The following is a 20690-nucleotide window of genomic DNA, read 5'->3' as shown; positions in this document are numbered from 1 at the left end:
TATTATGCAATTATAATGGCGGCCATTGTTGGGGCTTCCCCTTGCTGTGGCTTGGGGGCTATAATGCCTCAAATTTTGTGCGGCTTTTACCACAGGAACCAAGAAGATGAAAAAATTAACTCTCGCTTTCGCCTTGTTGTTAACAACAGTGAGTGTCAATGCCAGTTCTGATACAGACAACGAAGCACTGGCTAAGCGTCTTGCCCCTGTGGGTCAGGTTTATGTTGCCGGTGCTGCAGCCGCCTCTGACGCCGGTCCTTCAGGCCCGCGTAGTGGTGAAAAAGTATACCAGACAGCCTGTTTTGCCTGTCATGGCACTGGCGCACTGGATGCTCCAAAGAAAGGCGATGCAGCCTGGAAAGCACGTATTGATCAAGGCTTCGATGTTATGCTGAAGCATGCGATTGAAGGTATTCGTAATATGCCGGCCCGCGGTACTTGTGCCGATTGCTCGGATGATGAAATTGCCGCTGCCATTAAGTTTATGACCGACGGCGTATAACAGGCTATTGTCACACTAAGGCCGCTTAATGCGGCCTTAGTTGTTTTTGTCAGCACAGAAAATAAATTGACCTAAGCAATTGTTAATTAGTACCGGTTTGGCTCTTCCATGTGGTTAAACTTTGTGCATAATGAGTCGGTTAAAAATAAAGTTGCCCAGTAATAACTGGCCATATAAAAATCGTATCAGCGTTGAAGGGATCAACAAAACTGAATAAGCGTTTACGTCAGGCTGAAATCAGGTTGCGGCGTCTTACATTACTCGCGCAGCGCTATAAACAAGCCTATATCATTCAGGGCGCTTTACTGCAGCTATCTGAACTAGCCAGCACTATCAGTGATATGCGGGAGTTTTATCCTGCTATTCACAAGATGGTATCTGAACTGCTGCACGCTGAAAATTTCTACGTAGTGTTTTATAACAACGCAACCGAGCAGTATTCCCCACAGTATTTTTCTGATGAAAAAGATCAGCAGCTTATTGCCCAGGTGCCTTCAAGTGCTTTTTCAACCGGTTTAACCGGCTATGTTGCCCGCAGCGGCAAGGCGCTGATGTGCGACAGTGAGCAGTTTGAGCAACTGGTGCTTAACGGCCATATTCAGGCACAGGGTTCACCTTGCGCGCACTGGTTGGGTATACCGTTGTGTCGTGGAGCCCAGGTTATTGGTGTTATGGCTATTCAGTCATATAACGCTGAGCATCTGTATACCGAAGCTGATCTGGCATTGTTCAGCAACATTGGTGGCCACACTATTACCGCGCTGGACAGAGTTAAAAGCCGTGAATTGCTTGAAGACACTGTACGCCAGCGTACACAGCAGCTGCAAAGCATTAACCAGTCATTGCAAAAAGAAATAAAAGAACGCACCAGTGCTGAACAGTTGCAGGTGGCGTTGTACCGTATTTCTGAACTGACCGCCAGCAGCAGCGATATGAACAGCTTTTATCGGGCCGTGCATCAGGTGTTGTCTGGTTTGATGCATGCAGACAACTGTTATATTGCCTTGCTTAACGGCGATAAAACCAAGCTGACTTTCCCGTTTTATATTGACCAATACTCACCCCCGGCGCGTGAACGGCCATTAAGCCGCGGTTTTACTGAATATGTAATACGTTGTGCCGATGTAAAGCTGATTAACGCCGATACCGCCGCAAAATTGGTTGCCAGCGGTGAAATATGCCGCGGCATCAGCGATTTAGCTTCCGCTGTACGCTATTCTACCAGTTGGCTTGGGGCACCGCTGATGCTGGATAAGCAGGTTATTGGCGTTATAGCGCTGCAGTCTTACGAAAAAAGTTATTGTTATTCAGAGGCCGAGCTGAATATTCTGCGCTTTGTATCGCAGCATATAGCGGTGGCTATTCACCGTAAGCAAACAACCGAGCAGCAAAAGCGTCATCAGGAAGAGCTGGAACGTAAAATATTTGAAAGTACCCGCGAACTGCGTCAAACCAATCTGTTTTTGCGCTTGCAGGTAGAAGAGCGGAAAAAAGCCGAGCAAAAGCTGTTTTACGAAGCCAACCATGATGCCTTAACCGGGCTTGCCAACCGGCAAATGTTTCTGCAACAGCTAAAACAGCAATTTGCGCTGAGTAAGCGCCAGTCGCAGCTGAAAATAGCCCTGCTGTTTATCGATCTGGACCGTTTTAAGCTGATTAACGACACCCTGGGACACCATATTGGCGATGCATTTCTGGTTGAGGTAAGTAAGCGCCTGCAAACTACAGTACGCGAGCATGATCTGGTGTCGCGTCTGGGAGGGGATGAATTTGTGGTGCTGCTCACCAGCCTGGCCGATGAAGTAGATGCTGAAGAAGTCGCCGAGCGTATTATTGACATGATACGCCAGCCGTTTTTATTGCAGGGCCAGCAGGTAAACTCGGGTGCCAGTATCGGTATTGCCCATTTTAGCCATGAGCACAGTAAAGCCGAAGCCTTACTGCGGGATGCTGATGCTGCCATGTATCAAGCTAAATCGATGGGGCGTAACCGCTTTGTTATTTTTAATGAAACCATGCGCGAGCAAATGCTGCAGGCTCTTAGCACCGAGCAGGTTATGATGCAGGCATTAGAGCAGCAGCAATTTACAGCCGTGTACGAGCCGGTGCTGTGCGGCCAGGCGCGCAGTTTAATGGGCTATGAGTTACATGCGCAGTGGCAGCATCCGCAACTGGGTACCCAGTATAATTTCAGCCAGCATGCCGCCCAGGTAGGTATTTTGCCGCAAATCGAACAACTGTTGCTGCAGCAGGCTTGCCGGCAGTTAATGCTAAGTGATACCAGTGCAGGTTTACTGACTGTGCGCCTTAGTGTGCAGCATTTGCAGCAACATGACTTATATGACGCGTTAAAGCGACGGCTGGCAGGGGTAACGGAATTACACCGGTTATGCCTGGCATTTTCAGAAGCCGACTTGCTGCAAAGTGGCAATGCCGCAACAGTGCAGCATAACCTGCAGCAATTAAAACAGTTGGGTGTGCGCCTGGCGCTGCACAACTTTGCTGCCGACATGGCGCCGCTGACTTTATTGCTGCAACAGCAGTTTGATTTTGTCAAACTGGACGCCGCTTTTTGCCGCCAGTTGGTACGCAGCGAGCAAAAACGCCAGTTACTGCAAATGCTGCAGTCGCTGGCACTCAGCTACAAATTCCGCCTACTGGCCGATGGGGTTGATAACGCCGACTTACTAAACCTGCTGCTGGCCGAAGGCTGCTGCTTTATGCAGGGCAAATATGTGGCTGAGCTGCTGTCGGCCCAAGAGCTAAGTACCACACCGTCAATTGTTCTTCAGCATCTGGCGTAAGCGTTCAATATGCGCCTGGCCGGTTTGCTGGCGCTGCTCGGCAGTTTTCACCGGCGCGGCGCTTTGCCACTCTAAATCGTCCTGCGGTAATTCATACAAAAACCGGCTTGGTTCCGGCCGCACCACTTCGCCAAACTGGCGCCGCTCTTTGGCATAGGTAAAAATCAGTTCGCGCTGAGCGCGGGTAATACCCACATAAGCCAGCCGCCGTTCTTCCTCTACGTTGTCTTCATCTATGCTGACCTGGTGCGGCAAAATACCCTCTTCCATGCCTACCATAAACACATAGGGAAACTCTAACCCTTTAGATGCGTGCAGCGTAAGTAATTGCACCTGATCGGCGTTATCCTCCTGCTCCTGGCGCTCCATCATATCGCGCAGTGTTAAACGGGTAACCACTTCAGGCAATGTCATCGGTTCGTCGTCATCTTTGCCTTGCAGCATTTCGCTGATCCAGCGGTACAGCTCATTAACGTTTTTCAGCGCCATTTCGGCCGCTTTGGCACTGGTGCTGGTTTCAAATAGCCAGGCTTCGTAATGGCTCTGGCGGATTAAATCGCGTATCGCCTCAGCCGGATCGGCGCGCTGAACATTGTCGGCAATGCCAACAATCCACTGGGCAAATTGTTTCACCGCATTGTGAGCGCGGGCCGATAAATGCATCGACAACTCACTGTCGCAGCAGGCCTCAAATAAACTAACTTGCTTCTGGTTGGCCAGATTACCAATATGCTGCAAGGTAGCCGCGCCAATTTCGCGCCGTGGCACATTAATAATGCGTAGCAGGGCGTTATCGTCGTCCTGGTTTACTATCAAGCGCAAATACGCCATCACATCTTTAATTTCACTGCGCGAAAAAAACGAGGTACCACCGGAGATTTTGTACGGAATGCGGTTGGTCATCAGTGCTTTTTCAAATAAACGCGACTGATGGTTACCGCGGTATAACAAGGCATAGTCGCGGTACTGGCTGCGGTTAATAAAACGGTGCGAGATAATCTCAGCCACTACTTTTTCCGCTTCGTCTTCCTCATGTTTGCAGGGGATCACTTTTAGTGGCACGCCGTAACCGTTTTCGCTAAACAGCTGCTTTTCAAACTCATGCGGGTTGTTGGCAATTAAAATATTGGCGGCTTTTAAAATACGCTCGGCCGAGCGGTAATTTTGTTCCAGCTTAATCACATTTAAATTGGGAAAATCGGTTTTTAACAGCACCAGATTCTGTGGCCGCGCACCGCGCCAGGAATAAATAGACTGGTCATCATCGCCCACCACGGTAAAGCGCTGGCGCTCACCCACCAGCCACTTCACCAGTTGGTATTGGCTGGTATTGGTATCCTGATATTCATCTACCAACAAATACTGAATTTTCTGCTGCCACTTCTGCCGCACCTCGGCGTTATGCGCAAACAGTAAGGTGGGCATTAAAATTAAGTCATCAAAATCCAGCGCGTTATAGGCAGTTAGCTGCTGGGTATAGTGCTGGTAATAATTAGCAAAACTGATGCTTTGCGCATCCTGAGCTTCAGCTATGGCCTTGGCTGGCAGCGTGAGTTCGTTTTTCCAGCTGCTGATGCGGCTTTGCAGTGCGCGCAGTAAGTCTTTATCGCCCTGAATATCGTTTTCGCTTAATTCCTTTAATAGCGCCATACTGTCCTGATCATCAAACAGGGTAAAGTTGGCTTTATAGCCAATATGGCGGTATTCCTTTTTCAGAATTTCCAGCCCAAGGGTGTGAAAGGTAGAAATAGTCAGGCCACGGGTGGCGGTTTTCGGTAGCTGATGGTTAATACGCTCACGCATTTCGCGGGCGGCTTTATTGGTAAAGGTAACCGCTGCTATGTGCCGTGCCGGCATGTCGCATTGCTGGATCAGGTAGGCAATTTTATTAATAATTACCCGGGTTTTACCACTGCCGGCACCGGCCAGCACCAGGCAGGGCCCGGAGATAAATTTAACGGCAGCATTTTGTTGCGGATTTAACTTCATTCACTCACCCTTACACTAAGGCTGGCATTGTAACGAAATTTGCCGCTAAATAGCATGCGTGATTACGGTTTTGGCCTGTAGAATAAGGCTTACGGTTCAGCATAACGTCGCAAGCTACTGATGCGATACAGGAGAGCAGCATGATAGACCCGAAAAAAATTGAAGATATTGCCAAGCAAATCGGCAACGCCATTCCACCACAGGTACGCCAGTTTGCCGATGACGTTGAAACCAAGGTAAAACAGGTACTACAAAGTAAACTGGCCGATCTGGATTTTGTCAGCCGCGAAGAGTTTGACGTACAGCGCCAGGTATTACTGCGCACCCGCGAGAAAGTAGAAAAGCTGGAACAGCAACTCGCTGCGTTACTGGCCGAGAAAACCCAGCAGTTTGACACCAAAGAACTGCCATCGTCTGATCAGCAGTAAGCCCCGCGCGCAATATCAGCTGGATATTGCGCAGTTCCTCAAAGGTATACGGCTATTGCCAAAAGCTCTTGTATCGCTGGCATCTTATTTTGTTGGTATTTAATTGTTAAATTGAATATTAAAAATTAACAAATTGTTTATTTTATTGCTCTGTACCACTATTATCATGGCTTTCAATGCAGAGGGATAAGCCATGGTAAAGGTACATATTTGGTTAAGGGATGAGAAGCATGTTGGCCATGCCGCGCTGACTATAAGAAACGTTTATGTCAGCTTCTGGCCCGATGGTGAGGCAGGCAAAAAAGACTTGAAGATAAAAACCAGCCACCCGGGCGCTTATGTTGAAAGCCTTGAGCATGACATTGAGAATGAAGGTGGCCGCAAGCCGATTACAATTGATATTGCGAACCTTGATGAAGTGTCAATGCTGCATTATGTAAACTTCCTGCAGAACAACGTGCCACGTTACCAGATAGCCCGCCATAATTGCTCGCACTTAGTCGTAGATGTTTTGAAAAGAGGCGCGAATAAAAAGCCGTCATTTAAACCCAATGCGGCAGAATATGCTAAAGTCGGTCGCATATTAGGTTACGGCATCTGGACTCCGGCAAACGTGATGCGCTATGCAAATGAACTGAAGTCAGCATGAAAATTATCTATCACGAAAACTACAACATCGACGTAGGTATTTTTAAATTCCTGCACCCATTTGATGGCTGCAAATTTAGTAAAGTACGTGCGGCGTTAAACGACGCAGATATCATTGCACCGCAAGGTCCTATTGCTGAAGATGCCATTCTCAGCTCTTTAAATGAGCTGCTTAAAATTCAGATTAAAGATAAAGCCGCGTTATGCAGGGCGCTGGAGATTCCGAAAATCCCTTTTCTATCGTTTTCATGGCTGGATAGCAGAATATTGTCGCCTATGCGCTGGGGCGTCGCCGGTACGTTAATCGCCAGCCGTTTAGCGCTTGGCGGTGACGATGCGTGGAACCTAGCCGGTGGCTACCATCATGCCAGCCCACACCGAATGGAAGGTTTTTGTATTTACAACGATATTGGCATTAGCTATCAGCAACTTATCGCCAGCGGCGAGTTAACAGCTGATGACAAAATACTGATTATTGATATCGACGCCCACCACGGCAACGGCAACGCCCGCACATTTAGCGATAATAAAAATGTGACCCTGCTGGATGTATACAATGCCGATATTTACCCCAACGACCCGGTAAGCCGACGCAGAGTTGATATCGCCGTACCACTGCCAAGCGGCACCGGTGGTGAGTTGTATCTGAATAAACTCAGCGCGGCATTAGAGCAGTTAAGCAGCGGTTATAAACTCGCTTTTGTGGTGGCCGGTACAGATGTGCTGGCAACAGACCCGCTTGGAGGGTTATCACTTAGCGTGGCTGAAGTAGCACAAAGCCATAAGCTGGTATACCAGCGCTTAAAAGCGCTACATATTCCAACCGTATTTCTGGGCGGTGGCGGTTATGGCAAAGATAGCGCCGCGGCGACAGTAGCGGGGATTAGAGCGGTGTCAGGTTGCTGAATAAGAGTTTAAATTAGTGCATGTGAAGTCGGGCTGGCAAAACATGGTCCAAATTCTTGTTTGAACTATTTTCCAAGGCTATTCAGTTTTTGCAATGTATGAATGTTTTAACTGATCACTTACACTCATTTTCTGTGTATGAACTGATAATTCACCAGGGCGCACCTCAGTAAATATACTACATTCTGGATATCCGCTATTGGTTTTCAATGATATGACGTACATCCCTTTTTGACTAGATCGTGTAACAGCATGTTCGCTCATCAGGTCTACTAGTTTACTATGCCATGTCATAGCTTTTTTATACATCTCGGTATTAAGGTCCCTTGATATTTCTACCGTTTTTATAGTTCCTCGGTGTAATACATGACCACATTCACTATATAAATCTTTAAATTCAGATCTCGAAAGCGCATTTGGTTTAGAGTTTGCTTGAATGTGCCAACCTAAAGAATCTTGGTACTTTGAAATACACTCGGGAAACGCATATGAATAATTTTGATGAAGCAAGTTCATTATCCTTTCAGCATTCCATTCTTTCTTAGTTGAGCTTTTCTGAAGAGCAGGGATATCACCGTGCAGAGTAAGGCAGCCTAACGCAATCAATTCGCAGACTCTGCGAAACTGAAAATATGCATATTCATAGGCGAAAGGAGCGCTTAACCCAAGATTTCCATCAAAAGCTTTTGAGATATGATCTAAACGTATTGCTAATTCATACATTAGCGGCAAATATTTTTGTACAGCTTCAACAGACGAGAATTCACTGTTCACTATTTAATACTCACGCTTGGTGCTTATTTGGCTAAAATTTCGTATTTAGACAATGTTTGTCCTTTTTGGTATGCATATGGAGTCATAGCTATTTACGCCCCAATATCCGCAAAATCCTTAAGAACAAGTTAATAATGTCCATATACAGCGCGGCTGCACTGTCTACCGCATTGTCCAATGTCTTGGGTATCTGGTTAGCTCTGCCCCAATCGTAGCCGATGTAACCGCAGAAAATCATCACTACCGCCCAATCCAGCCACGCCTGATGGATACCAAGTACAAAGATCTGGAATAGTTCTACTCCGATAACAATTAACAATGAAATAGTCAAAGCGCCTGAAATTTTAGCGAAAAATTTGGGAAATAGCGTACCTAGAACCATCATTATGCCTGTTACTAAACCGGTAATCTTAATGGCTTCCACTACCAAATCGGGGTTGTAGCGGGATACGGCAATGTTGATAATTAAACCAAATGGAATAACGACAAAGTTGTAACCAATAAAGCTTATCAGCGCGTTATCAGATCTGGTGAATAAATAAATACCCAAGAGGCAACTGGCGAAATACCCGATGAAGAATATCAAGGGTGAAATGGACTGGAGAGGCTCCACCGGAATAGTTGACACCATCATCCAGTTAACCCAGAAGCCCCAACACAGTACAGCGCCAATAGTGAGATTATATAGTCGTGAGCTGATCACTACTGCATTAGCTTGTTTACGCTCAAATATTTTTTCTTCCATCACGCCCAAAGCTGTCCTTATTCACATAACGCTGATCTAACGAAAAGCCTCTGTCTAAACAGAGGCTTTCGGTTTATTTCTGTTGTTAACTGTACCTGCGAAGTTATTTCTTCGGCTGGGCGATTTTTAAAATTTCGGTTAAACCGGCTACAGCGCCGCCGATATTGGCCAGCTCGGCGGGTACTATCATGGTGTTGTTAACTTTGGCCAAGTTACCGAACTCTTTTACGTACTGTTCGGCTACGCGCAGGCTTACCGCTTCTGAACCACCCGGGTGGTTAATGGCTTCGGCAATCTGGCGGATACCTTCGGCGGTAGCGATGGCGATAAGCTCAATTTCTTTAGCGCGGCCTTCGGCTTCGTTAATCTGGCGCATCTTGTCACCTTCAGACAGGTTGATTACTTCCTGCTTCTGGCCTTCGGACACGTTAATCATGGCCTGGCGCTCACCTTCAGATTTGGCAATAGCCGCGCGGCGCTCACGCTCGGCGCGCATTTGCTGCTCTAACGCATCTTTAATGCTAAGCGGCAGTTCAATGTCTGAAATTTCATAACGCAGCACCTTAATACCCCACGGCGATGCGGCTTCGTCCAGCGCTTTTACCACTTCTTCGTTAATTTTGGCGCGCTCTTCGAAGGTTTTATCTAAGTCAGTTTGGCCGATAACTGAGCGCATTGTGGTTTGTGCCAGCTGGGAAGCGGCGTAGCGGTAATCATTAATGCCGTAACTGGCTTTGTGCGGGTCTACTACCTGTAAATACAGCACGCCGTTAATGCCCACCTGAATATTGTCGCGGGTAACACAGGTTTGCCGCTCTACGTCGATCACTTCTTCTTTTAAGCTGTGGGTATAGGCCACTTTGTCGATAAACGGGATCAGAATATGAAAGCCTGAGTCCAGCGTGCGCGAGTATTTACCTAGGCGCTCTATAACATAGTTACTTTTTTGCGGCACTACGCGCGCCGTTTTTACGATGGTAATTACAACGGCGATGGCAAAACCGGCCATTAAAATAGTGTTGATATCGATTGTTTCCATCAGATTTACTCCTTAAAACAGATGGTTATTTAAAAAATTCAGGCAGATTTGGCGGCAGAAACCACCAGTTTGATACCGTGATTGGCTACCACAAAGGCAACATCACCGGCTTTTAAAGCATCGGTTGACTCGGCATCCCATTGCACGCCGTTTAACACTACGCGCCCGGCGCCCTGATGAAAATCGCTATGTACGATAACGCGACGGCCAATATCGTCGGCCAGTCTGGATTGCTGCTCGGTACTGTCCGCGGTATAACCGACAAACCAGCGTTTGCAGCGGCCACGGGCAGTAAACAGTAATACCAGCGATAACACGCCGAACAGTAAATACTGCATGCTGTAGCTTTCAATCAGGCCGAAGTTCAGTAATAAACCGACAATAATGGCGGCGATGCCGAAAAATACCGCAACTATGCTGGTGGCCATAAGCTCAGATAAGATCAGCACTATGCCAACAATGATCCAGATGGTAGCAATACTCACTTATTTTGCTCCGTAACAATTGTTATGCTGCACATTAACGTAAGGCATACAAAGCGGTCAATCTAATACGTAATTGCTTTGTAACAGCATTTTACGCCGCTGGCACCGCAGCTATACAGCCTGGTGCCAGCATGAAGTGGGTAACAAGAAGTGGGTAAGCGGCTATGCCGGATTAAACAGCTTTTGCTCCAGCGTCTGGCCTTTGGTCAGGTTGCGGTAGCGCCAGCCATTGGCCGCTAAGCATTGCAGCACGGCCAGGTCAAAATCGGCATTGTGCTGCGGGTTATAACTTAGCACCAGCTCTCTGCGCTGGGCACTGTGTAAATCAATCAGGCCGGGCAGTTGGCGTAGCGCCGCGCTGATGGCGTCGTTGTTGTCCTGCTCTAAATGCAGCGTAAGGTATTGCAGCTGTGCGGCGTTATCGCTGCTGCTGTGCTGTTTTAGCTGACCGTTTTCCAAATAAAGCACTTTATTGCACAGTTGCTCCAGCTCAAAAATATTGTGCGAGCTGATCATAAAGCTAACTTCACCACTTAAGCGGCTAATTAGCTGGCGAATATGTAGTGCATTTACCGGGTCCAGCCCGGCGGTGGGTTCGTCCAGCAGCACCAGTTGGGGTGTGCCAATAAACGCCTGAGCAATAGCTGCCCTTTTACGCATACCGTGGCTGAGTGCACCGGCTTTGTGCTGCAGTTGCTCAGTCAGTTCTACCAGCGCCAGTACCCGTTTGCTTTCTTCACGCGCGGCTTTGCTGCTTAAACCTTGTAAGCGGCCGTAAAAATCCAGTTGTTCGCCAATGCTGAAGGCCGGGTCAAACTGGGCATCTTGTGGCAGGGCTGCAACCTTACCAAACAGCGCACTGCTACCGGCTTTATGGCCAAAAATACGGGCACTGCCGCTGTCGGGGGGCAAATAACCACATAAAATGCTAAATAAGGTGGTTTTACCGGCGCCATTGGGGCCAATAAGCGCGGCTACATCGCCCTGGTGCAATTCAAAACTAAGTTGCTGCAGCACCGTTTTGCTGCCAAAGCGCTTTGCCAGTTGTTGGCACTGAATAATAGCGTTCATAGGGCTTTCCTTGTTAACAAAAACGTGGCACTGCTGAGTAATACCAGTGTTTGTAGCAGCGGCAACAAGGCATATTGCAGTGTTTGCCAGCCTTGCATCGGCAGTAATTGCATTACCTGGGTGCCGGGCATATAACCGAGTAAAAACAAGAAGTCAGGAAAGTAGAAAACAAAGGAGCTAAGCAGCACAAACACCAGCCCCAGGCTAACAATGGCCAGGCTTACCGCAAGGCGGGATGAGCGCACCATGGCAGAAAAACAGCTCATTAATGCCGTAAAAGGCAGTAACACCAGCAGCAAATTAACAGCAATAACAGCGGCGGCATTTAGCATAGCCAGGCTTAAGCCACCTTCACGCCAGGCCGCCAGTGATAGGGTTGCCACCAGGGACAGCAAAATTAAGCAGCTTTGCACCAGCATCTGGCCGCTAAAACGGCCCAGTACTATGCTTAACCGGCTGCTGCGCAGTGCCAGCAAGCGCAGGGTGCCGCGCTCTAAATCACTACACAGCTGATTCGCGGTAAAAAATAAACACAGCAGCGGCAGCAGCATTAAACTCAGGATCCAGTAAATTGCCAGCTCTGGCGCGGGCCAGGCAAACAATTGGCTTAAGCCAAAGGCGCCAAAAGCGTCGCGAAACATTTGCTGAAAACCTTCACTGCCAATCAGATCGCTGGCGGGGGCGATGGCATAACGCAGCAGAAAAAACCACAACACCGCGGTGGCGGCTAATGTCATCAGGCCTCGGCGGGTAAGCCATAAGCGGCGTAGTTCAAAACCGGCATATAAACCACAATGTTTTAAGGTTGTTATAAATAGCGCCATAGCGTGCTTCCTGTGCTGTGCATTATTGTCAGTATTACTACAATACTCCCGCTAGCTTAATGCAGTATTAGTGCCACTAGATAAGTGCTGTTAAATCATATCGTTATATTTTCGCTGTGTAGGGTGTTTACTGAAATCGGTGACTAAATCGTTAATTTAACCACTTTGCAGCCTATATTAATCACCTTGTCTAATCATAAAAATAGATTGAGCTAATTTAATTTAATCGTTTTTTGCATTTTAAATTAGCTACTACTCTTCAACCTGCAGGAAGGGATAGACAACATTTAAAAGGTAATAGCTATGTTTAAACGATCAATAATAGTAATGGCTATCGGCTTGTCGCTGGGAGTGCAGGCAGCGGGTATACTGACTAAAGACAACGGCGCGCCGGTAGGCGATAACCAGAACTCTATCACAGCCGGGCCAAATGGCAGCACTTTGCTGCAAGATGTGCATTTAATTCAGAAGTTACAACGTTTTGCCCGTGAGCGTATTCCGGAGCGGGTAGTGCATGCCCGTGGCACCGGTGCCCACGGCGAATTTGTTGCCAGTGCCGATTTATCTGATCAAACCGTGGCATCGCTGTTTGCCGGTGCCGGTAAAACCACGCCGGTGTTTGTGCGGTTTTCTACTGTAATTCATGGTAACCACAGCCCGGAAACACTGCGGGACCCACGCGGCTTTGCAGTAAAGTTTTACACCGATCAGGGTAACTGGGACTTAGTAGGTAACAACCTGCCAGTATTTTTTATCCGCGATGCGATCAAGTTTCCCGATATGGTGCACTCACTAAAACCCTCGCCGGTGAATAATATGCAGGACCCAAACCGGTTCTTCGATTTTTTCTCGCATGACGGCACCGCCACCCACATGTTAACTCAGCTGTACCACGATATTGGTATCCCGGCCAGTTACCGCCAGATGGATGGCTTTGGTGTGCACGCCTACAAGTTTGTTAATGAAGCTGGCGAAGTGCGTTATGTGAAATTTAACTGGCGCAGCCAGCAGGGCGTAAAAGGTTTAAGCCTGGACGAAGCCGCTAAAGTGCAAAGCAGCGATTTTAACCACCTAACCCGTGATTTATATACGGCGATTAATGCCGGTGATTTACCCAAATGGGATCTGTACATCCAAACTATTACCCCGGCCCAGCTAAACAGCTTTAGCTACAACCCGCTGGACGCTACCAAAATATGGCCGGATGTACCTGAAGTAAAAGTGGGCACCATGACATTAAACCGGATGCCGGATAACTTCTTCCAGGAAACCGAGCAAGCCGCTTTTGCGCCGGGCAATCTGGTGCCGGGTATTGAGCCGTCAGAAGATCGCTTATTACAGGGGCGTATTTTTTCTTACAGCGACACCCAGTTATACCGTTTAGGCGCCAACCACCAGCAATTGCCTATTAACCGGCCATTGGTTGCGGTAAACAGCAATAATCAGGATGGTGCGGCCAACAGCGGTAACACCAAGTCGAATGTAAATTATGAGCCAAGCCGGGTTGAGCCCAAAGGCGCGTTAACCACAGCACGGGCTGTTACCACAGCGTTAAACGGTACGGTGCAGCAGCAAGCCATAGATAAAACCGACAACTTTAGCCAGGCCGGTGCCTTGTACCGCGCTTACAACAAAAAGGAAAAAGACAACCTGATCCGTAACCTGGCAGCCGACTTAAGCCAGGTAACAGACAGTGCCACCAAGCACGCCATGTTGTCTTACTTCTACAAAGCTGATGCAGATTACGGCAGCCGTATTACCAAAGCGGTAAAAGGTGATTTAGCCACGGTAAAACAATTGGCGGCACAGCTGTAACCCAGCATGGCAATATTGCCATGGCCAATAGCGGTGCAGCGCTATTGGCATTAAATAAGCGTTAAAGCCCTGCAAAGCTCAATCAACCCTTCCTGCACCTGGGTGAGCTTTGCAGGCACTTATACAAGCAAATATTTAAATACAGAGACCAGGTTATGAGAATACTGACATTAATACTAAGCCTGTGCCTGTTGCTGTCAGCGGGCATTAATACTGCTCAGGCCAGCAGCAATGACATATCTGACCCGACCCCAGCACAGCAACAATTGACCGACTATTTTTTTGCCGCTGCCCGCAGTGGTAACAGTGAAGTGTTAAACGAATTTTTAGCCGCCGGGTTTCCGGTAAACCTGCAAAACAGCGACAGCTATACCGCATTGATGACAGCCACTTACTACGGCCATGCCCAGGCAGTGGAGCTATTGCTATCTTACGGTGCTGATGCCTGTATCCGCGATAAACGCGATCACACAGCGATGATGGGCGCTATTGTAAAAGCAGAATGGAGCATTGCCCGCACTTTATACCGCATAGATTGTGATAACCAAGCCGGGCAGCAAAATAGGAAAACAGTGGAAGAATTTGCCGCAGTATTTGGCCAGAGCGAAAAATTAGCGGCATTAAAACAACAGATGCAGACACAGCGTTAAGCCGAGTTTACTGCGTGGCGATAATTTTAATCTCAATCTTCCAGCCCGGATCAGCCAGTTTAGCTTCAACGGTGGCGCGGGCCGGAGCTTGGCCCGGTGCTACCCAGTTATCCCAGGCCAGGTTCATTGCGGCATAATCGGCCATATCGGCCAGGTAAATAGTAGCGTCAACCAGTTTGGTTTTATCGCTGCCGCACTGTGCTAACAGCGCATCAATTTGTGCCAGCACGTCTTCAGTTTGTAAGGTGGCATTGCTGCTGGTGGCAGATGGCACCATACCGGCACAAAAAATTAAACCGTTAACAATTACCGCTTCAGAATAGCGGCTGGCAGGTAAAATACGTTGAATGGTCATTGGTTACTCCTTGGATATATCGCTACAGGCTAACCTGAAGTGGCGCGGATAACCAGTCGGAGCAGTAACGGCGGCAGGCAAAAAAAGACGCGCTGTCAGGATGAGAGCAGCGCGCCAAAGTCGTGGTTGGGAGGGTACACGAAACCTTTTTGTCAGTTGAATATGAATATCAGTTGTACAGGTAAAACGCAGTGCTATTGTTGCTGTTTACCTCAATTAAGTCGTATTGCTGCATTTGCGGTATCGCCTGTTGAATTTGGCTTTCCAGCGTATCCAAAGCTTGCAGGTTGCTACACATGGCATCGCCACGTTGTTCCAGCGCCTGCGCTTTAATATCCATCCGTGCTTCTAAATCTTCACCAAAGCGTTCCATGCGTTCGCCAAAGGCTTCCATCCGTTGCTCAAAGTTGCCTTCCCCGCTTGTCATGGCTTTACCCACCAACATTAAAATGCTGCCCATCGAATTGGTAACGGCTTCTTCAATCGCCTGTTCAAACTCGGCACCAAAGGCGTCATCCAGGTTGTCAAAGCGGCTGCCGTAAATGTCGATGTTATCGCCGGTACGCACTACGATGCTCTCGGTGCTGGTTTTAATTTTATCCAGCGCGGTCTGCAGCGCCGGATGCTGTTGCAGAGAGTCACCGGTTAGTTCGGTTAGCACAGAATCCACGGCATCGGCCGCCAGCACCAGCGCATCTTCTACCAGTGCCACGGTTTCCAGTGTTTGTGTGCGGATCCCGGCCTGATACTCGCGCAGCAGTGCCTGAGTATCGTGATCAGTGGTTACCGCTTTGCCATCCAGCCACAGCTGACCGCTGCTATTAATGCGCCACAATTCAGTGCTGCCATCTTTCATGCTGACCAGTTGGCTGTTGATAGATAAGTCTTTATCAAAATTCACATTACAGCTGTGCTCGTCGTGTGCCATCACGGCAGTGCTGATACTGGTTAAGACAAAACTGCTGGCGATAAGTAAGTTTTTCATTTTCGTTATCCTTTTGGCCGTTAGCCGCTGTTAATTACGCCAGAGCTATTACAAAGTTAATGCCAATATTTAAGTCGATGTTATTTATAAAAAAGTTTGAACGTAGGCAATAAATATTTTCCCACGTTTAGTGCTTTTCACTATTTTTTAGTCTGTTTATCAGCGGCGTGGTATAGCTAAGCGGTGGTTTTTAATTACTTATTGGAATAAAGAAGAGAGATCCATTCTTTTACTGGTATACATATAGACGGCTAAAATAGCTGTAATTATCGTGTGCAGGGTGTTTTATGCTTTTATCTTCTTTAGTGGCGCAGGCCAGTCCGTTGTCCGAGCAGCAGGTAAGCCAGCTGCAGGGTTTAGTCAGCCAGTTAAACCCTATTCAGCAAGCCTGGGTTAGCGGTTATCTGGCGGCCAGCGCTCAGCTTGCCGGGCAACTCTCCGGACAATTGGCCGGACAGCCAGCAACTGCGCAGGCCGCTGCCAGTGCCAGCCTGACCATTTTATTTGGTTCGCAAACCGGCAATGCGCGGCATTTGGCAGAAGCCTTAGCTAAACAAGCCCAGGGTAAAGGCATAGTGACCAAAGTGGTTGATATGGCCGAATACAAAACCACTCAGCTGAAAAACGAGCAATATCTGGTTATTGTTACCTCTACTTATGGTGAAGGCGAGCCGCCGGAAAATGCCATTGGCCTGCATAACTTTTTATTTAGCAAAAAAGCGCCAAAATTAGCCGGGTTAAAATATGCCGTGCTGGGGCTGGGCGACACCAGCTATGAGTTTTTCTGCAAAACCGCACAAGACTTTGATCAGCGCTTAGCCGAGCTGGGTGCCACTTGCGTGCTGCCACGCAGCGATTTAGATGTGGATTATCAGGCACAGGCCGACAGTTGGAGCAACGAGCTGGTTACTAAGCTGGAACCGGAGCTTAAAGCCTCTGCCGCGCCGTCAGCACAGGTTATTGCCTGGCCCCGCGTGGATTCGCCCGGTAGTGATGCTACAGCCGGTAGTGTTAGCCAATACAGCAAGCAACAGCCTTTCGCCGCCGAGCTGTACACTAACCAGAAAATTACCGGCCGCGACTCCACCAAAGATGTGCGCCATATCGAAATTTCACTGGCCGACAGCGGTTTAACTTATCAGCCAGGCGATGCGCTGGGCGTGTATTTCAGCAATGATCCGGAGTTAGTGCGCGAACTGCTGCTGTTAACCGCCATAGCGCGTGATACACCGGTTACGTTCTCTGATGACAAACTGACTGTAGAGCAGGCACTGACCGAACAGCTGGAACTAACGCAGTCGTATCCAGCCTTTGTTGAGAAATACGCTGCTGCCACCAATAATTCAGCCTTAATCGCTCTGGCGGCCGATAAAGCCGCGTTGCGCGCTTACATTAGCGAGCGGCAGATTATTGATATAGTGCGTGATTACCCAGGCCTGCTTAGCGCGCAGCAATTAGTGGATGCGCTGCGTAAACAGCAACCGCGGTTATACTCTATTGCCTCCTCTCAAGCCGAAGTGGAAGAGGAAGTGCATTTAACGGTAGCTGTGGTGCGATACGATGCTTACGGCCAGCCGCATTTGGGCGGTGCCTCCGGCTTTTTAGCCGAGCGTTTGGCTGAAGGCGCTAAGGTAAAGGTGTTTGTTGAGCACAACAACAACTTCCGTTTGCCGGCCAATGACGACACGCCGGTGATTATGATAGGCCCCGGCACTGGTATAGCACCGTTTCGCGCCTTTTTGCAGCAACGTGACGCCAGCGGCGCCGCGGGCAAAAACTGGTTGTTTTTCGGCAACCCGCATTTTACCCAGGACTTTTTATACCAGTTGGAGCTGCAAAATTACCTCAAGCGTGGCCTGTTAACTAAACTAGATGTGGCCTTTAGCCGCGACCAGGCGCAAAAAGTGTATGTGCAGGACAAACTGCGTACGCACGGCAGCGAAGTATGGCAATGGCTACAAGACGGTGCCCACCTGTATATTTGTGGTGACGCTAACCGGATGGCAAAAGATGTGCAGCAGGCCTTACTGGATATAGTGCAACAATATGGCGGTAAAACCGCTGAACAAGCGCAAGCTTACTTAGACGAATTACGTGTCGCAAAACGTTATCAGAAGGACGTGTATTAATGAGCCAGTATCCAATTAATCCAGATTTAGTGGCACCGGGTGCACTGTCTGATAACGAGCGCTTAAAAGCAGAAAGCCAGCATTTACGCGGCACCATTGAAAGCGATCTGAAAGATGAGATCACCGGTGGTTTTAACGGTGATAACTTTATGCTGATCCGCTTTCACGGCATGTATCAGCAGGATGACCGTGATATCCGCGCCGAACGCACCGCACAAAAACTGGAACCGCTGCACAACGTGATGCTGCGCGCCCGGATGCCGGGTGGCATTATTACCCCGCAGCAGTGGCTGGCAATTGATAAATTTGCTGCCGACAACACTATGTACGGCAGTATCCGTTTAACCACGCGGCAAACCTTTCAGTTTCACGGCGTGTTAAAGCCGCATATTAAGCCGATGCATCAGTTTTTAAACAGCATTGGCATTGATTCTATCGCCACCGCCGGCGACGTTAACCGCAATGTATTGTGTACCTCTAACCCGGTAGAATCAGAGCTGCACCAGCAGGCGTATCAGTGGGCGGCGAAAATCAGTGAGCATTTGCTGCCGAAAACCCGTGCTTATGCCGAAATCTGGCTGGATGACGAAAAAGTTGAAACGACCGAAGTAGAGCCAATCCTCGGTGACAGCTACCTGCCGCGCAAGTTTAAAACGGCGGTAGTTATTCCGCCGCACAACGATATTGACGTGCATGCTAACGATTTAACCTTTGTCGCCGTAGCCGAACAGGGTCAGCTGATAGGTTTTAACGTGCTGGTGGGCGGTGGTTTAGCCATGACCTTTGGTGATGATGCTACCTACCCGCGTATGGCGGATGACTTGGGTTATGTTGCGCTGGAACACACGTTAAAAGTGGCTGCGCATGTGGTAACGGTGCAGCGCGATTACGGTAACCGCTCAAACCGCAAAAATGCCAAAACCAAATACACCATCGATCGCATTGGCCTGGACGCCTTTCGCGCCGAAGTGGAAGCGCGCACCGGCGTGGCTTTTGCACCTGTGGTGCCATACAGCTTTACCAGCCGCGGCGATCGTATCGGCTGGGTAGAGGGTATCGACGGCAAACACCACCTGACGCTGTTTATTGAAAACGGCCGCGTACTGGATTTTCCGGGCAAACCGCTGAAAACCGGCTTAGCGAAAATTGCCGCTATTCATCAGGGCGATTTGCGTATGACCGCCAACCAAAACCTGATTATTGCCGGTGTGCCGGCGGCGCAGAAAGCCGAAATTGAAGCTATTGCCCGCAGCCATGGCTTAATAGATGACGGTCACAGCGAACAACGCAAAAATTCGATGGCTTGTGTGTCATTCCCGACCTGCCCGTTGGCGATGGCCGAAGCCGAGCGCTATTTGCCGGAACTGGTAACCAAAGTAGAAGCCTTACTGGGCAAACACAGTGTCGCCGACGAGCATATAGTATTGCGGGTTACCGGCTGCCCGAACGGCTGTGGCCGTGCCATGCTGGCCGAAGTTGGCCTGGTGGGCCGTGGCCCGGGTAAATATAACCTGTATCTGGGCGGTAACCGTGAAGGTACCCGTATTCCGCGCCTGCTGCTGGATAACGTCGGCGAAGCTGAAATTTTAGCTACCCTGGATGGCTTAATTGGCCGCTGGGCGCTTGAACGTGATAACAGCAGCGAAGGCTTTGGTGATTTCGTGATAAGGGCCGGTGTAATAGCACCGGTAGTGGTGCCGAAAGATGACTTCCATAGCTAAAGCATCGCGCACAGATTACAGCACTATTCTGCAGCAGGATGATGCTACGCAGCGTGCCTGGCTGGCTGAGATTAACCATCTGCTGACGCCGCTAAGCGCAGCAGAGCGGGTGCGCTGGGCGCTGCATAACCTGCCGCAAAACCCGATGCTAAGCTCCAGCTTTGGTATTCAGGCGGCGGTGATGTTGCATCTGGTAACTCAGCAACAGCAGGATATCCCGGTGGTGTTAACCGATACCGGCTATTTATTTGCCGAAACCTATCAGTTTATTGATCAACTGAAGGCGCAATTAAAACTAAACCTGAAAGTATACCGGGCGCAGCTAAGCCCGGCCTGGCAGGAGGCGCGCTTTGGCAAATTATGGCAAAGCGCTGAGGGCATTAAGCAGTACAACCAACTGAATAAAGTAGAGCCGATGCAACGTGCGTTGCAGGAGCTGAATGTAGGCAGCTGGTTTACCGGCCTGCGACGCAGCCAAAGCAGTAGCCGGGCCGATAAGGCTATTGTGGAAATTAGCCGCGGCGTAGTGAAAATTCAGCCGATTATCGACTGGAGTAATAAAGATGTGTTTTATTACTTAAAAGAACACGGCTTAAGCTACCACCCATTGTGGGAGCTGGGTTATGTCTCAGTGGGCGATACTCACTCTACACAAAAGCTGGAGCTGGGTATGAGCGAGGAAGACACCCGCTTTAACGGCTTTGGCCGCGAGTGCGGCCTACACGTAGATGGTGATGGTATTTAAGCGTGGCCAGGCCGAAAAAATTAATGTTACTTTTTGTTCAGTCTCTGCCATAGTCACAATTAATCGTGTTGCTAA

General features: G+C 48.8%; 19 protein-coding genes. 10 read left to right on the top strand and 9 right to left on the bottom strand.

Annotated features, from left to right (window positions below; genetic code table 11):
* Positions 1-106: 106 nt before the first annotated feature.
* Both AR688_RS16555 and AR688_RS16550 read left to right on the top strand, forming a co-directional pair.
* Positions 107-502, top strand: a complete 396-nt coding sequence (locus tag AR688_RS16555; RefSeq protein ID WP_068236563.1) for a c-type cytochrome — start codon at positions 107-109, stop codon at positions 500-502.
* Between the two features lie 242 nt (positions 503-744).
* Positions 745-3306, top strand: a complete 2562-nt coding sequence (locus tag AR688_RS16550) for a bifunctional diguanylate cyclase/phosphodiesterase (protein ID WP_231732123.1) — start codon at positions 745-747, stop codon at positions 3304-3306.
* Here the strand turns inward: AR688_RS16550 and rep are convergent.
* Positions 3280-5295, bottom strand: a complete 2016-nt coding sequence (rep, locus tag AR688_RS16545) for a DNA helicase Rep (RefSeq protein ID WP_068236556.1) — start codon at positions 5293-5295, stop codon at positions 3280-3282. The genes AR688_RS16550 and rep overlap by 27 nt on opposite strands.
* Before the next feature lie 140 nt (positions 5296-5435).
* Here rep and ubiK point away from each other — a divergent pair, with 140 nt between their 5' ends.
* The 3 genes from ubiK (at position 5436) to AR688_RS16530 (ending at position 7277) form a co-directional block, all read left to right on the top strand.
* Positions 5436-5723, top strand: a complete 288-nt coding sequence (gene ubiK, locus AR688_RS16540) for a ubiquinone biosynthesis accessory factor UbiK (RefSeq protein WP_068236554.1) — start codon at positions 5436-5438, stop codon at positions 5721-5723.
* A 193-nt stretch (positions 5724-5916) separates the two neighbouring features.
* A complete protein-coding gene (locus AR688_RS16535; RefSeq protein ID WP_068236551.1) occupies positions 5917-6372 on the top strand; it encodes a hypothetical protein in 456 nt (151 codons plus the stop codon).
* Positions 6369-7277 (top strand): histone deacetylase family protein, encoded by a 909-nt coding sequence (locus tag AR688_RS16530; RefSeq protein WP_068236549.1) that lies wholly within the window; start codon positions 6369-6371, stop codon positions 7275-7277. Before AR688_RS16535 ends, AR688_RS16530 begins: the two co-directional genes overlap by 4 nt.
* 78 nt (positions 7278-7355) lie before the next feature.
* On the opposite strand, the gene AR688_RS16525 is transcribed toward AR688_RS16530, so the two are convergent.
* From AR688_RS16525 to AR688_RS16500, 6 genes are all read right to left on the bottom strand, one after another.
* On the bottom strand, positions 7356-8051 hold the full coding sequence (locus AR688_RS16525; RefSeq protein ID WP_156420335.1) for a hypothetical protein: 696 nt from the start codon (positions 8049-8051) through the stop codon (positions 7356-7358).
* Positions 8052-8139: 88 nt separating this feature from the next.
* A complete protein-coding gene (locus AR688_RS16520) occupies positions 8140-8796 on the bottom strand; it encodes a Bax inhibitor-1 family protein (RefSeq protein WP_068236544.1) in 657 nt (218 codons plus the stop codon).
* Between the two features lie 103 nt (positions 8797-8899).
* Positions 8900-9835, bottom strand: a complete 936-nt coding sequence (locus AR688_RS16515; protein WP_068236541.1) for an SPFH domain-containing protein — start codon at positions 9833-9835, stop codon at positions 8900-8902.
* 38 nt (positions 9836-9873) lie between these two features.
* A complete protein-coding gene (locus tag AR688_RS16510) occupies positions 9874-10320 on the bottom strand; it encodes an NfeD family protein (protein WP_068236538.1) in 447 nt (148 codons plus the stop codon).
* A 162-nt stretch (positions 10321-10482) separates the two neighbouring features.
* Positions 10483-11391, bottom strand: a complete 909-nt coding sequence (locus AR688_RS16505) for an ABC transporter ATP-binding protein (protein ID WP_068236535.1) — start codon at positions 11389-11391, stop codon at positions 10483-10485.
* Entirely contained in the window at positions 11388-12215 is an 828-nt protein-coding gene (locus AR688_RS16500) for an ABC transporter permease subunit (RefSeq protein WP_068236531.1), read from the bottom strand. Before AR688_RS16500 ends, AR688_RS16505 begins: the two co-directional genes overlap by 4 nt.
* A 303-nt stretch (positions 12216-12518) precedes the next feature.
* Here AR688_RS16500 and AR688_RS16495 point away from each other — a divergent pair, with 303 nt between their 5' ends.
* Both AR688_RS16495 and AR688_RS16490 read left to right on the top strand, forming a co-directional pair.
* Complete coding sequence (locus AR688_RS16495; RefSeq protein WP_068236527.1) at positions 12519-14030, top strand: catalase; 1512 nt, start codon at positions 12519-12521, stop codon at positions 14028-14030.
* Between the two features lie 155 nt (positions 14031-14185).
* Complete coding sequence (locus AR688_RS16490; protein ID WP_068236522.1) at positions 14186-14680, top strand: ankyrin repeat domain-containing protein; 495 nt, start codon at positions 14186-14188, stop codon at positions 14678-14680.
* Positions 14681-14687: 7 nt separating this feature from the next.
* On the opposite strand, the gene AR688_RS16485 is transcribed toward AR688_RS16490, so the two are convergent.
* Both AR688_RS16485 and AR688_RS16480 read right to left on the bottom strand, forming a co-directional pair.
* Positions 14688-15035, bottom strand: coding sequence for a RidA family protein (locus AR688_RS16485; RefSeq protein ID WP_068236519.1), 348 nt, complete (start codon positions 15033-15035; stop codon positions 14688-14690).
* 169 nt (positions 15036-15204) lie between these two features.
* Positions 15205-16020, bottom strand: coding sequence for a YggN family protein (locus AR688_RS16480; RefSeq protein WP_068236516.1), 816 nt, complete (start codon positions 16018-16020; stop codon positions 15205-15207).
* 287 nt (positions 16021-16307) lie between these two features.
* On the opposite strand from AR688_RS16480, the gene AR688_RS16475 reads away from it, so the two are divergent.
* The 3 genes from AR688_RS16475 to AR688_RS16465 are packed head-to-tail and all read left to right on the top strand — an operon-like array spanning position 16308 to position 20615.
* A complete protein-coding gene (locus AR688_RS16475) occupies positions 16308-18149 on the top strand; it encodes an assimilatory sulfite reductase (NADPH) flavoprotein subunit (RefSeq protein WP_068236513.1) in 1842 nt (613 codons plus the stop codon).
* Positions 18149-19870 (top strand): assimilatory sulfite reductase (NADPH) hemoprotein subunit, encoded by a 1722-nt coding sequence (cysI, locus tag AR688_RS16470; RefSeq protein ID WP_068236510.1) that lies wholly within the window; start codon positions 18149-18151, stop codon positions 19868-19870. Before AR688_RS16475 ends, cysI begins: the two co-directional genes overlap by 1 nt.
* Positions 19854-20615, top strand: coding sequence for a phosphoadenylyl-sulfate reductase (locus tag AR688_RS16465; protein WP_068236507.1), 762 nt, complete (start codon positions 19854-19856; stop codon positions 20613-20615). Before cysI ends, AR688_RS16465 begins: the two co-directional genes overlap by 17 nt.
* The last annotated feature ends 75 nt before the right edge of the window (positions 20616-20690 follow it).

The organism is Rheinheimera sp. EpRS3 (assembly GCF_001513785.1).
GTDB lineage: Bacteria > Pseudomonadota > Gammaproteobacteria > Enterobacterales > Alteromonadaceae > Alishewanella.
The sequence above is the reverse complement of the archived record's forward strand: the minus strand, read 5'-3'. Positions and strand labels throughout refer to the sequence as shown.